This window comes from Paenilisteria riparia FSL S10-1204 (assembly GCF_000525995.1).
Lineage (GTDB): Bacteria > Bacillota > Bacilli > Lactobacillales > Listeriaceae > Listeria_A > Listeria_A riparia.
On the sequence record NZ_AODL01000004.1, the window covers coordinates 26,725 to 40,778 of the forward strand.

The following is a 14,054-nucleotide window of genomic DNA, read 5'->3' on the forward strand; positions in this document are numbered from 1 at the left end:
GAGTCTAAATATGAAAATAATAAAATTACAGAACGAGGAAATTGCACGAATTGTAAGTGATGAAGTATCAATTAAGGATACACAAACATTGCTTGATATCGTTATGGGCGTGCAATATGAAACTGGATATCGTCAAATTATCGTGGACAAAGCTACTATTTTAGAAGCTTTCTTTGATCTCAAAACAAAATTATTAGGCGAGGCATTTCAAAAATTAGTAATATATCAACAACGACTTGCCATTATTGGTGATTATTCTAGTTATGTTAGCAAGAGCTGGCAAGATTATATGTTCGAGAGTAATAAGGGGAATAATGTGTATTTTGTTGCGACAGAGCTGGAAGCTGTGGAGAAATTAAAACGATGAAAAAGAAGATCCTCCTTTTAAAATGATAAAGGGAGAATCTTCTTTTTGTGTGGTATCTTATTTTTTTCAAGCTTTGAGGGGATAGCACTTTTAGCTAACAGATGAACGTTCTATAATTCTTTGTCCGTAAAGAAGGGTAGTGAGATAGTGAAAGTCGTTCCTTTATTTGGCACACTATGCACGCTAACCTCACCATCATGATAGCTAATCAGTTGCTTCACAATCGAAAGTCCAATGCCAGATTCGCCAAACTTCGTACTCGTCCGCGACATGTCCGCTTTATAGAAACGATCCCAAATTTGCTCCACTTCGGATTCATCCATGCCAATCCCAGTGTCACTAATTTCAAAAATAGTTGCTTTATATTCCTGCTTGGCTGAAAGTGTAATCGTCCCATTCTCGGTAAACTGAATACTGTTTTTCACGATATTAATAAAGACTTGCATCAATCGATCATAGTCCGCAAAAATTTGCACAGAATCTGGCGCGTCCACAATAATTTGGTTGCCTTTATCCTCGGCTGTCAATTGCAACTGGTCTTTAATAATATCCAAAAATTCATGCGCTGTAAATGTCGTCTTATTTAGTTGAATCTGATTAGAACGAATCCGCTCATAATCCAGGTTTTCATTCACAAGCCGAGCCAAACGTCTTGCTTCCGTATCAATCAATGCAATACAACGATCCGTCTCGCTTTTCGGAATAATGTCATTCACTAAACCTTCCGTCAAACCACTAATCGTCGTAAGCGGTGTCCGCATTTCGTGAGAGACGTCCGCGATAAACTGGCGGCGGCGTTTTTCCTGACGCTCAATTTCAATGGCCGATTCTTCCAACGTTTGCGTCATCTTATTGAAATCCCCAGCAAGCGCGCCAATCTCATCAATCGAACTCTCTTTCAAACGCACACTATAATTGCCTTTAATTACTTCCTTGGTCGCCGAACTCAATTTTCGGAACCGATTCACTTGCAGTTTGGCAATAATCGCACTCAAAATAAGGGCAATCGTAATTGAAATAAGAATCGTATAGAACACGTACCAATTAATTTTACCGATAACTTTCTCGGTACCACTAATCGGTGAAGTCAACATGATCCCACCAGCAAATTCACCATTTTTTTCAATCGGAATACTCACGCGCGTCAACTGCTCGCTAAAACGCGTATCCATCAATGTCGAAACCGTTTTACTATCCTGTAACTCCTTCCATTCATCTGTTTTTAAACGAAAATCAGGAGGGAGAGGACGGTCATTTTTCGGATAAATAATCGCTGCCGTATCATCGAAAATTACATAATGAATATTCTTCACGCTCAAAATCTGCTGATACGTCCGCAAAATAGGGCTCGCCACTTCCTCGCTTGACATGCCTTGCACATCTTTCGCAATCTCTTCTCCGTAAGCCGTCAAATCCGCAACCTCAGACTGATACAAATAATCCTTCATAAAATGCGAAATCAACAAGCCAATCATCAAACACGCAATGAACAAAATAATAAACTGTGTCAAAAAAAAGCTGATAAAAGTATTTAAATTTCATGCGACTCATTCCGTTTCATCAAATTTATAACCAACGCCCCAAATCGTATGCAAAAATGGATGCGCTTCCGTGGCGATTTTCTTGCGGAGTCGCTTAATATGCACATCTACCGTCCGCTCATCCCCGTAAAACTGATATCCCCAAACCTGCTCCAACAACTGCTCCCGTGAGAAAACCTGGCGTGGATGCTGCATTAAGAAGTATAACAAATCAAATTCCTTCGGCGTCAGCGCTTCAAGTAACTTACCTTCAAAATAAATTTCCCGCGTCTTTTTACTAATTTTGAAATAGGTTGTTTCTAATATATCATCGTCTTCTACAGCTTTTACCGACTGGCTTTGTCCTTTACGACGAGTTACGGCTTTAATCCGCGCCATCAACGTCAGCGGGCTAAACGGCTTCGTCACATAATCATCCGCGCCAATCTCAAGACCAAGCACCTGATCGGATTCTGATTCTTTCGCCGTCAAAATAATAATCGGCACATCACTCGTCTCGCGAATTTTGTGACAAATCGTCATGCCATCCATACTTGGCAACATCAAATCAATAATCACAATATCCCAATCGTCCTTGCCAAACGTTTCAAAACCTTCCAACCCATCATGCACAAACGTTGCGTCTATCTTTTCCTTCATAAAAAACATTTCAATCATCGTACAAACACTGACATTATCCTCAATCATTAATAACTTCATCATTTTTGCCTCGCTCTCATTATAGCTCTCTCTTAAAACTAGACTAAAAAGCCCTCGAAATCAAGCTAAATAATGTTTTTCCTAAAAGTTTAAAACACCGCACACAATTTGTTCATATTTTTTTCTACACCTTACCTCTAATCTTATAAACAGAGCAAGACGAAATGGAGGAAACGATATGAATTTTATCAAACGAGCATTACTTAGTATGAAGGCACGAAAAGGAAGAACAATATTGCAATTATTTATTTTTACAATTGTGTGTGTCCTTATTCTTTCCGGATTTACTATTCAATCCGCTGCAAATAAAGCGAGTGAACTAGCACGAAAAGAACTTGGGGGGAGACGTGACATTATCCGTTGACCGCGAAAAACAAATGGAGGCACAACAAAAAGAATCCTCCAGCAGTAGCAATGGAAGCACAACACAGCGACGCATGTTTGAATCAACACCAATCGCCGTATCCGCAACTGAAAAATTAGCCAAATTAGACCACGTAGCGGGTTATAATCTTTATTCCAACACACAAGCACTAGCATCTGGCTTTGACCCAATTAAATCATCCAATGATACATCCCAAGATAGCTCTTCATCCACAACACAACAAGGGCCAAGAGGGGAGAATAGCAATGATACAAACCGTCCGCAAATGGTTCAAGCAGACTTGAGCGTATCAGGCGTTCTAGACTCTGCCACAGCAACAAAATTTAAAGCTGGAACAGACAAATTAGTATCTGGAAAAGCAATCACAGCAAGCGATGTTGGCAAGAATGTTGTCATGATTGAAAAAACACTTGCAGAAGAAAACGACCTTAAAGTCGGTGATAAAATTAAAATCCAATCAAGCGACGAAGCAACAACAGTAGAACTTACGATTCAAGGTATTTACGAAACAAATGATTCAGGAAGCGATGCAGCAACAAACTTCTCCTTCTTAAATCCATACAATACGATTTACGTACCATACACAGTGGCTAATACCATCAAAGGCAGCGACAGCAAAGATACCGTTGATTCCGCGATTTATTTCATGGATGACGCAGCAAACATCAGTGCTTTTGAAAAAGAAGCAAAACAAGTATCCGCAGTAGATTGGGATACGTTCAAATTAGACGCAAATGACGCTGTTTACCAACAAATGATTGGCCCAATCGACAATGTAGCTTCCTTCTCTAAAAATGTCGTATATATCGTATCTATCGCAGGAGCTTTAATTCTAGGGCTACTCGTTATGATGCAAATTCGAGAACGAAAATATGAAATGGGTGTATTACTTGCAATCGGTGAAAAACGCTCGAAACTAGTTGGCCAGTTCTTAGTTGAAATTTTGGTAGTGGCGGTCTTGTCATTCGGAATTGCCGCGGTAAGTAGCCATTATGTGGCGCAAGTCGTCGGAAACCAATTATTGACACAACAAAACGCAACCGCATCGGAAAACACATCAAGCAGTAACCAAAGAGGTCCAGGCGGAAACGGTCGTGGCCCAGGATTTGGCGCATCACTAACAGCGAACACAAGCGAAATCAAATCACTAGATATCCAAGTAAGCCTAGAAGACATGTTGAAAATGGGCGGAATCGGCGTTGGCATTGCCTTCATCTCTGTATTACTACCATCGATCCTTGTTCTACGCATGAATCCAAAAACAATCTTAACAAAACAAGAATAGGAGCGTGACCCACAATGACAAAAATTCTCGAATTCACCGACGTAACATATAGCTATAACCAAAGCGATAATCCCATTTTAGACAACATTAACTACACATTCGCAACCGGCGTTTTTTACACCGTCGTAGGTAGCTCAGGATCAGGAAAAACGACTTTCCTATCCTTGGCTGGCGGACTTGACGCACCAAAAGGCGGCGACATCTTTTACAAAGGCTTATCACTCAAAAAAATCGGCCTAAACAGATACCGCAATCAATACGTGTCAATCGTGTTCCAAAGCTACAACTTACTAACTTACATGACAGCCCTTCAAAACGTGACAACCGCAATGGAAATCACCCATGTGAATCAAAAAGACAAAAAACAATTCGCACTCGACATGCTAGCTAAAGTAGGCATCGACGAAAAAAATGGCTCGCCAAAAAGTACTAACATTGAGTGGCGGCCAGCAACAACGCGTTTCCATCGCCCGAGCATTGTGTTGCGAAACCGATTTAATCGTAGCAGACGAACCAACAGGAAACCTCGATGAACGCACAAGTAAGGAAGTCGTCACACTATTCCAAGACCTAGCACACAAAGAAGGCAAATGCGTCATCATGGTAACGCATGACCCCGAAATTGCTAAAGTATCTGACGTAAAAATAACGATGAAGAACGGTAATTTTGAAGTGAAAGAACAAATTGCCGCAATGGTATAACGAAAAAACTCGCCTGATGAAGCGTCATTGCTGACTCGGCGAGTTTTGTTCTTATAAAAAGATTAAAAAACGATGATTCCACATTGCTTCATGATACCAGATAAGCTCGTATTATCCATTTTCATACTTCATCGGTAAGCCCATTTTCTCAGCAAGCACTAGAAAAAAAGCTTTATCAATCTCGAAATGCCCATAACGAAGAGAAGAACGGTATTTTTGCCACGCATCTAGTTTCGAAATAGCATGTAACGGAACTTCCTTCGCATTAGGAAAAAAATCAACATCCTTTCGATAAGGAATAAAAGTCTCTGTCATTGCAAAAGGATACACATCCGAACCCTTCACACGCCCAATAGCTGTAAAACATTGGCACATCTCTTTGCTTCCAAGTTCCCGCTTCGGACTATAATAAATCAACCAATCCCCAGGCTTCATCCGTTTCAATGGAGCCTCTTTTCCATGACATAACTGTGAAAAACCACCTTCAACACCGAGTGTAACATGATTCAAAGATGCCACACCAATCCAATATTTTGTCACTTTAATCATCTTCTTTCGTTAATTCTTGTAAGGCATGCTGGAATTGTTTCAACTCCGACACATTGGAAAAAAAGACTGTATCAATATTTTCAACAATCGGAAGTGCGATTTCAAGTTTCGCCTGACCAGCGTGAGTGAGTGAAATTGCTTTTGCACGTGGATCATTTTTGGCTACCGTTCGCCAAATAAGTGCCTTTTTTTCAAGCAATTTTAAAACCTGAGAGACCGTCATTACATCCATGTCCGAAAAATTTGCGATAGTCACTTGAAAAACTTCCTCACTGGATTGAGAAAGATACCCAACAGCGGTCAAAACAACAAATTGCGGATGCGTTAAATCAATCCCTTGTAGCGCTTGTTTAACGCGTGTATGCCAATGATTATATGCTCGCATGAATAGAAATCCAGTAGACTCAGAAGCATTACGCCCGAATTTTGATGGGAAATCCATGTCTAGCCCCTCCTTTTTAATATGTACACTTATTATATGTCTATTTACAATTTCAGTCAAGCAAACATACTTCATTAATCATTGACACAGCCAGACACATCCTTTATAATTTCAAGTATCATACAATTAAAAATAGTGTGAGCCTAAAGAAAGACGCGCGTTTACTAGAGAAGTGTTCCTTGGCTGTAAGAACACAAACGAGATGCGATTTCTGTGCTAACTCACGATTACGATGGCTATTTTTCGTTTTCCCGCGTTAAGGGATTTAAAGAGGTAATGATTCAAGTCTTATATCATTGCAAACAGGGTGGTACCGCGAACATATTCGTCCCTGTGTTGCGAGACGATATAAGGCTTTTTGTTTTGTATCCATGCTCGCGCCAATCAAAAGGAGGAAATAAAGATGAAGCAATTATCAAGTGCTGAAGTAAGACAAATGTTCCTAGACTTTTCCAGGAAAAAGGGCACCAAGTGGAGCCAAGCGCACCGCTCGTACCAATTAACGACGCATCATTATTATGGATTAATAGTGGCGTTGCAACACTAAAAAAATATTTTGATGGCAGTGTCATTCCAGATAATCCTCGTATTACCAATGCACAAAAATCAATCCGTACAAATGATATCGAAAATGTAGGAAAAACAGCGCGTCACCACACATTTTTTGAAATGTTAGGGAATTTTTCCATTGGAGATTACTTTAAAGAAGAAGCCATCGTCTGGGCTTGGGAATTCCTAACGAGCCCGAAATGGATTGGCTTTGATCCCGATAAATTATACGTAACGGTTTATCCAGAAGACGAAGAAGCAAAAAATATTTGGAAAGAAAAAGTTGGTTTAACAGACGATCATATTGTGCCAATTGAAGATAATTTTTGGGATATTGGGGAAGGCCCAAGTGGTCCAGATAGTGAGATTTTCTATGACCGTGGCGAAGCTTATGGCAATAATCCAACTGACCCAGAACTATATCCAGGCGGTGAAAATGAGCGTTACTTAGAAATCTGGAACCTCGTATTCTCGCAATTCAATCACAATGCAGACGGCACATACACACCACTTCCAAAGAAAAACATCGATACAGGGATGGGGCTAGAACGTATGGTTTCCATTATCCAAGATGCGCCAACAAACTTCGAAACAGATTTATTCATGCCGATTATTCGTGAAGTAGAAGCAATTTCAGGAGAAAAATACGGTCAAAACCCAGAAACAGACACGGCATTTAAAGTCATCGCGGACCACATTCGTACTGTAGCATTTGCCATTGGCGACAGCGCATTGCCATCAAACGAAGGACGAGGCTATGTATTACGTCGTTTACTGCGCCGTGCCGTTCGTTACGCCAAAAACATCAACATCAACGAGCCGTTTATGTACAAACTTGTCCCAGTAGTCGGCCAAATCATGAACAGCTACTACCCAGAAGTTGAAAAACAAACTGAATTCATCCAAAAAATCATCCGTACAGAAGAAGAACGCTTCCATGAGACGCTAAACGAAGGCTTAGCTATTTTAGAAGAAATGATGACTGCTGCGAAAGAATCAGGCCAAATGAGTGGTGCAGATATTTTCAAGTTGTATGATACATTTGGTTTCCCAGTCGAATTGACAGAAGAATACGCCGAGGACAATGGCTTAACAGTGGATCATGCTGGTTTTGAAGAAGAAATGAACAAACAACGAGATCGTGCTCGAAATGCCCGCGCTGACGTCAAATCGATGAGCGTGCAAACCGAATTACTAACGAGTCTTACTGAAAAGAGCCGATTTGTAGGCTATGAAGCAACAACAGTCGCTACCGAAGTGCTTTATATCATTAAATCAGGTAGTCTAGCCGAAAGTGCGTCACGTGGTGAAAAAGCGCAAGTCATCTTCAAAGAAACGCCGTTTTTATGCAGAGAGTGGTGGACAAGTAGCTGATCATGGCGTCATCACAAAAGCAGGATTCACAGCAACCGTTTTAAACGTTCAAAAAACACCAAACAAACAAAATATCCACGAAATCCGCATTGAATCGGGTAGTCTCAACAAAGGCGACCATGTGACACTAGAAGTAGACAAAGAATCTCGCCGCGGGATCATCAAAAACCATACAGCAACCCATCTATTACACCGTGCCCTAAAAGACGTATTAGGTGATCACGTCAACCAAGCAGGTTCCCTTGTAGAACCGAACCGTTTGCGCTTTGATTTCTCACATTTTGGCCAAATTACAGAAGCCGAACTATCCAAAATGGAACACATCGTTAACCGTAAAATCTGGGATCAATTGGCTGTTGACATTAAAGAAATGCCAATCAAAGAAGCAAAAGAGCTCGGTGCTATGGCGCTTTTTGGCGAGAAATATGGCGATGTTGTTCGTGTGGTACGCATTGGCAATTACAGTATCGAACTTTGTGGCGGTATCCATGTCAAAAATACAGCTGAAATTGGCCTTTTCAACATCATTTCTGAAAGCGGTATTGGTGCAGGAACACGACGCATCGATGCAGTTACAGGTGAATCTGCATATCGTTTCTTAAACCAGCAAGAACACTATCTAAAAGAAACAGCCAATTTACTAAAAACAACACCAAGAGAATCTCCGCAAAAAGTAGAACAATTACACCAAGAAGTGCGCGAATTAAAACGCGAAAACGAATCTTTGCATGCTAAATTAGCAAACGTTGCAAGTGCTGATATTTTCAGTAACCCAGAAGATGTTGGTGGTATTTCAGTTATTGCTAAGCAGGTAAACGCAAAAGACATGAACCAATTACGTCAATACATGGATAATTGGAAAGAAACAAAAGCAAGCGGCATTCTTGTCCTAGGCGCCGCACATGACGATAAAGTGAGTCTCATCTCTGCTGTCTCAGAGGACCTAATCAAACAAGGCTATCATGCTGGAAAACTACTAAAAGAAGTAGCAACGCGTTGCGGCGGTAACGGTGGTGGGCGTCCTGATACAGCCCAAGCAGGAGGAAAAGACCCAGAGAAGTTAGCAAGTGCATTAGCTTACGTCACAGAATGGGTTGCAGCCCAGCAATAAGCACTGGCATGTAATAAATATCATCTAAAATCAGCATCTCCTTTGTTATTTTTCACAAGTTAGTGTAGAATGAATGATGAACAGTAGTGTGATAACAATGGAAAAGAGGTGCTGGTCAAGATGGCTTCTGATAAAACAATGTTCTATAATTTTGGCGATGATTCAATCGAAGAAGATGTAAAGCTTTTGATGGGGCAAGTTTACGTGGCTCTTGAAGAAAAAGGATATAATCCGATTAACCAAATTGTTGGTTATTTACTATCTGGTGATCCAGCGTATATTCCACGCCATAATGACGCTCGTAATTTGATTCGCCGTTTAGAGCGTGATGAGATTATCGAAGAACTCGTAAAGGCGTACCTAAAAAACAATGAGATTGGTGACAAATGAGAACAATGGGATTAGATGTTGGCTCAGTGACTGTTGGCGTAGCAATTAGTGATGCACTAGGCTGGACCGCACAAGGCATTGAGACAATCACAATAAATGAGCAGGCGAAACAATTCGGCTACGACCGAGTAAAAGAGCTTGCAGAACAAAATGAGGTCACGAAAATTGTGGTCGGTTTGCCAAAAAACATGAATAACACGATTGGCGAGCGCGCAGAAGCTTCGCAAAAGTATGCAGAAGTGTTGGAGAGTCGTACGGGAATTCCAGTTGTTTTATGGGATGAACGATTGACGACAGCCGCTGCAGAACGCACATTATTAGAAGCTGATGTAAGCCGCAAGAAACGCAAGAAAGTTATCGATAAGCTTGCAGCAGTAATGATTTTGCAATCTTATTTAGATGCAAACAATTAATGATAAAGAGGTGTCCATTATGACAGAAAATCATGAACATGATCACGAACACATTACAGTAGTAGACGAAGATGGTAACGAGGAGCTTTATGCGGTCCTTTTCTCGTTTAATTCCGATGAGTTTGAGAAATCTTACGTTCTTTATTACCCAGAAAGCGCTGAAGATGAAGAAGAAATCGAATTACAAGCTTCTTCCTTCATCGAAAACGAAGATGGTACACAAGGTGAATTAAAACCTGTAGAAACAGAAGAAGAGTGGGATATGATTGAAGAAGTTCTAGCAACATTCCTGGAAGATGAGGACGAAGAGTAAAAATAAAGGCAGGAGATATACACGCGTTGTGTGTGTATCTCCTGCCTCTTTTGTTGATCCTTCAAGCTGTTGGTTTACGTTTTTTAACAATTTTTACGATTAAATAAATGACGATGATGACAAGTAGCGCAAGCATGGCGTAGCTTATTGGGCGTGTATATTGTTCTACAACACTCCAGTTGGCACCAAGTTTGTATCCTAAATAGGTCAGGAAAATGTTCCACGGAATACAGCCAAGAATCGTATAAACGACGAATTTCCAAATATTCATCTTTGCAATACCAGCAGGAAGTGAAATGAACGTCCGAATAACCGGTAGAATTCGCCCGAAAAATACAGCCGATGCGCCATACTTCTGAAACCAATGTTCCGCCAAATCCAGATGACCAACATTTAAGAAAATATATTTCCCGAATTTTAAAACAAGTGCGCGACCGCCAAATTTCCCTATATAGTATGCGATTAGAGAGCCAACTAGATTTCCAGCAATCCCCGCGAAAACAACGAGCCAAAAGTTCAAATTGCCAGCCTCTGCCATGAAACCGCCGAACAGCATCACGACTTCACTTGGAAGTGGGATACAGACGCTTTCAATCACCATTGCCCAGAAAATGCCCCAATGGCCAAATAAATCAATTAATGTCATCACAAAGTTTTGTAGTCCTTCAATAACAGAATGTAGCATAGAAAGCCTTCTTTCTTTTTGTATTGTTCTATTATAGCTAAATATGTCCAAAACGTCACGAATTTATATTTTTTGTAGAATGTGGTTGAACAATCATACGCATTACCGTTATAATAGATAAGGAATAGTTTTGTATAGACGAATGAAAGAGGTTTAGATATGAAAAAATCCAAGAGCAAAATGATCACGCTAATTATTTCAAGTATTGCGTTGATACTTGTTGCCGTAACGGTTGGAGGCTATTTTTATGTGGATTCGCAATTGCAAGCCGTGAACGCCAAAAGCAATGAATCCATTATTGTTGATATCCCAAAAGGTTCTAAAGTGTCAGAAATAGGCGATATCCTAGAAGAAAACCAAGTGATTCATAGCAGTATGATTTTTACGTATTATGTGAAATATAAAAATGAAGTGAATTTAAAAGCGGGAAGATACAAATTAAGCCCATCGATGTCTGTGGAACAAGTTATTTCTGAACTAAAGAAAGGTCAGGTTGTTGCGCCTTCGAAGCTTGTCATCCCAGAAGGCTATACGCTAGATCAGATTGCTGATCGAATGGTAATATATCAACCGACATTAAAAAAAGAAGATGTTCTAAAAGTAATGGATGATCAAGCGTTCGTGAAAGAACTGATTAAGGCTTACCCGGATACGCTTAGCAACGCCGTGTTAGCGCCGAATGTGAAGCATCCTCTGGAAGGCTATTTATATCCAGCCACATACGAATTTGATAGTAAGCAAGATGCGAAAGCAATGATTACGCAAATGGTGAAGGCTACAGATACTAATATTGCTCAGTTTAAGCCGGAACTTACGAAACAGAAAATGTCTGTCCATACCTTTTTGACGATGTCTTCTCTAATTGAGAAAGAAGCAACTGCGAATGTGGACCGCAAGAAGATTTCCAGTGTCTTCTATAACCGAATAAAAGCCCAGATGCCATTACAAACCGACCCAACGGTACTTTATGCGCTTGGAAAACATAAATCAAGGACGCTGTACAAAGATTTAGAAGTCGACTCCCCATATAATACCTACAAAAATAAAGGTCTACCACCTGGTCCGATTTCTAACAGTGGCCAAACATCGATGGAAGCTGCGTTGGCTCCTGAGAAGACGGATTACCTGTACTTCTTAGCGAATACGAAAACGGGACAAGTTTACTTTTCAAAAACATTAGAAGAGCATAATAAGTTAAAACAAGAACACATTACGAATAATGATTAAATGAAAGCTGCGATAAGCGTTTGTTGTATGCCTTTGGTATGACAGACGCTTATCATTAGTTGATTAAAGGGGATAAAAAGCCGTGAATGATACGCTAATTCATAATTATTTGCTTTCACATATTCCAGAACGCAAACCATTTTTTATGGAATTGGAAGCTTATGCTAAGGAACACGAAGTACCGGTTATGGAAATTGATTCGATGCATTTTATGTTGCAAATTATGCAGATTCAACAGCCAAAACGAATTTTAGAAATTGGTACTGCGATTGGATATTCTGCTTTACGGATGGCAGATGTCTTGCCGAATGTACATATTGTGACGATGGAACGCGATGAAACGAGATACGATCGCGCATGGCATAACGTTCGTGCGTTTGGTGTTGAAGACCGTGTCGAAGTTTTACTTATGGATGCGTTAGAAGATAGCTCTATCATACTTGAAAAAGAGAATTTTGATGCAATTTTTATCGATGCGGCCAAAGCCCAATATGCGAAGTTCTTTGATATTTATATTGAGAAACTGGCTCCAAATGGTGTTATTTACAGTGATAATGTCCTTTTCAAAGGGTTGGCGCTACACGATTCACCACGAGCGCAGCAAAAACAACGCGTGTCACGAAAAATGCGCGAATTCAACGATTGGTTACTGCAAAATCCTAATTTCACAACAACAACGATTCCACTTGGAGATGGTCTTGCGATTAGTCGCAGAAAGGGGGATGTATAATGTTGCAGAAAAAGCCGATAGTGGTGGGTGTCACTGGTGGAAGTGGTTCAGGGAAAACAAGTGTTAGCAAGGCGATTTATGATCATTTCACAGGCCACTCGATTTTAATGTTAGAACAAGATTTTTATTATAAAGATCAGGCAGAAATGGCGTTTGAAGAACGTTTGGAGACGAATTATGACCATCCACTAGCCTTTGATACCGACCTTTTAATTCGACATTTGAAGCAATTGTTACGTTATGAACCAATCGATAAGCCGGTTTACGATTACGAATTATATACGCGATCCAGCGAAATTATTCACCAAGAACCAAAAGAAGTCATTATTTTAGAAGGAATATTGATTCTTGAAGATCCGCGTTTACGTGACTTGATGGACATTAAAGTGTACGTTGACACCGATGATGATATTCGGATTTTGCGACGTATGGTTCGCGATGTGAACGAGCGTGGTCGGACGATGGAATCAGTTATTGAGCAGTATTTAAACGTTGTGAAGCCGATGTACCAGAAGTTTATCGAGCCAACAAGAAAATATGCAGATATTATTATTCCTGAAGGTGGCGAAAACAAGGTAGCCATTGATTTAATGACAACAAAAGTTGCAACAATCCTAGAAGCGCACCTATAATTGTGAGACTAAGGCTTGTAATTATCAACAAATTAAGATAGAATTTCACTATTGGACAAAATTTGCTGGACATTTCCTGAAAATCGTGTTAATCTTTCAGGCGTGAAGTAAATACATGTTATAGTGCGAAAAAGGAGCCACCTTTTTCGTTCTTTTAATAAACAGATGAAGGAGAGAAAGAATTTGGCTACAGAAAAAGTATTCCCAATGACACTAGAAGGTAAAGCAAAATTAGAAAACGAACTAGCAGATTTAAAAACAGTAAAACGTAAAGAAGTCGTAGAACGTATTAAGATTGCGCGTAGCTTCGGCGATCTCTCAGAGAACTCCGAGTACGATTCAGCAAAAGACGAGCAAGCATTTGTAGAGGGCCGAATCACAACGCTTGAAAATATGATTCGCAATGCACAAATCATTGATGCAAGTGCAATGAGCGGAGAAGTAGCACTAGGAAATACCGTTACTTTCATAGAATTACCAAACGGCGACGAAGAAACGTATACAATCGTAGGTAGCGCAGAAGCTGATCCATTTGAAGGTCTTATTTCCAACGACTCACCAATCGCTAAAGCACTTTTGGGCTATAAAGAAGGCGACGAAGTTTCCATCCAAACACCAGGTGGCGAAATGAACGTTAAAATCGTCAAAATTAGTGCATAA

The 14,054-nt window shown here is 40.2% G+C and carries 12 protein-coding genes and 4 pseudogenes; 11 read left to right on the plus strand and 5 right to left on the minus strand.

Annotation, left to right across the window (positions count from 1 at the left end):
* Positions 1 to 10: 10 nt before the first annotated feature.
* Complete coding sequence (locus PRIP_RS02155; protein WP_036099201.1) at positions 11 to 367, plus strand: DUF4180 domain-containing protein; 357 nt, start codon at positions 11 to 13, stop codon at positions 365 to 367.
* Between the two features lie 110 nt (positions 368 to 477).
* Here PRIP_RS02155 and pieS read toward each other — a convergent pair.
* Both pieS and pieR read right to left on the minus strand, forming a co-directional pair.
* Positions 478 to 1,918 (minus strand): annotated as a pseudogene (gene pieS, locus PRIP_RS02160) (two component system sensor histidine kinase PieS).
* Positions 1,915 to 2,607 (minus strand): two component system response regulator PieR, encoded by a 693-nt coding sequence (gene pieR, locus PRIP_RS02165; RefSeq protein WP_036099203.1) that lies wholly within the window; start codon positions 2,605 to 2,607, stop codon positions 1,915 to 1,917. The pseudogene pieS and the gene pieR overlap by 4 nt, the downstream one beginning before the upstream one ends.
* A 178-nt stretch (positions 2,608 to 2,785) precedes the next feature.
* Between pieR and PRIP_RS02170 the strand changes: the two are divergent.
* Positions 2,786 to 4,277 (plus strand): annotated as a pseudogene (locus tag PRIP_RS02170) (ABC transporter permease).
* Between the two features lie 14 nt (positions 4,278 to 4,291).
* A pseudogene (locus tag PRIP_RS02175) lies at positions 4,292 to 4,979 on the plus strand (ABC transporter ATP-binding protein).
* A 111-nt stretch (positions 4,980 to 5,090) separates the two neighbouring features.
* On the opposite strand, the gene PRIP_RS02180 reads toward PRIP_RS02175, so the two are convergent.
* Positions 5,091 to 5,519, minus strand: a complete 429-nt coding sequence (locus PRIP_RS02180) for an EVE domain-containing protein (RefSeq protein ID WP_036099205.1) — start codon at positions 5,517 to 5,519, stop codon at positions 5,091 to 5,093.
* Position 5,520: 1 nt separating this feature from the next.
* Entirely contained in the window at positions 5,521 to 5,970 is a 450-nt protein-coding gene (locus PRIP_RS02185) for a MarR family winged helix-turn-helix transcriptional regulator (RefSeq protein ID WP_036099207.1), read from the minus strand.
* 403 nt (positions 5,971 to 6,373) lie between these two features.
* On the opposite strand from PRIP_RS02185, the pseudogene alaS reads away from it, so the two are divergent.
* The 4 genes and pseudogenes from alaS (at position 6,374) to PRIP_RS02205 (ending at position 10,120) form a co-directional block, all read left to right on the plus strand.
* Positions 6,374 to 9,004: pseudogene (gene alaS, locus PRIP_RS02190) on the plus strand (alanine--tRNA ligase).
* Positions 9,005 to 9,124: 120 nt separating this feature from the next.
* Positions 9,125 to 9,394 carry an IreB family regulatory phosphoprotein gene (locus PRIP_RS02195; RefSeq protein WP_036099209.1) on the plus strand — a complete coding sequence of 90 codons (270 nt, stop codon included), beginning with the start codon at positions 9,125 to 9,127 and terminating at the stop codon, positions 9,392 to 9,394.
* A complete protein-coding gene (ruvX, locus tag PRIP_RS02200) occupies positions 9,391 to 9,807 on the plus strand; it encodes a Holliday junction resolvase RuvX (RefSeq protein ID WP_036085214.1) in 417 nt (138 codons plus the stop codon). Before PRIP_RS02195 ends, ruvX begins: the two co-directional genes overlap by 4 nt.
* A 19-nt stretch (positions 9,808 to 9,826) precedes the next feature.
* Entirely contained in the window at positions 9,827 to 10,120 is a 294-nt protein-coding gene (locus PRIP_RS02205; RefSeq protein ID WP_036085215.1) for a DUF1292 domain-containing protein, read from the plus strand.
* 61 nt (positions 10,121 to 10,181) lie between these two features.
* Here PRIP_RS02205 and PRIP_RS02210 read toward each other — a convergent pair whose 3' ends face one another.
* The gene (locus PRIP_RS02210) at positions 10,182 to 10,805 is read right to left on the minus strand and encodes a DedA family protein (RefSeq protein ID WP_036099210.1); all 624 of its coding nucleotides are present in this window, start codon (positions 10,803 to 10,805) and stop codon (positions 10,182 to 10,184) included.
* A gap of 159 nt (positions 10,806 to 10,964) precedes the next feature.
* Between PRIP_RS02210 and mltG the strand changes: the two genes are divergently transcribed.
* The 4 genes from mltG (at position 10,965) to greA (ending at position 14,054) form a co-directional block, all read left to right on the plus strand.
* Positions 10,965 to 12,032: an endolytic transglycosylase MltG gene (mltG, locus tag PRIP_RS02215; protein WP_036099211.1), complete on the plus strand. Its 1,068-nt coding sequence runs from the start codon at positions 10,965 to 10,967 to the stop codon at positions 12,030 to 12,032.
* An 82-nt stretch (positions 12,033 to 12,114) separates the two neighbouring features.
* Positions 12,115 to 12,762 carry an O-methyltransferase gene (locus PRIP_RS02220; protein ID WP_036099212.1) on the plus strand — a complete coding sequence of 216 codons (648 nt, stop codon included), beginning with the start codon at positions 12,115 to 12,117 and terminating at the stop codon, positions 12,760 to 12,762.
* Positions 12,763 to 12,764: 2 nt separating this feature from the next.
* On the plus strand, positions 12,765 to 13,394 hold the full coding sequence (udk, locus tag PRIP_RS02225; protein WP_036099458.1) for a uridine kinase: 630 nt from the start codon (positions 12,765 to 12,767) through the stop codon (positions 13,392 to 13,394).
* Between the two features lie 183 nt (positions 13,395 to 13,577).
* A complete protein-coding gene (gene greA, locus PRIP_RS02230; protein ID WP_036099213.1) occupies positions 13,578 to 14,054 on the plus strand; it encodes a transcription elongation factor GreA in 477 nt (158 codons plus the stop codon).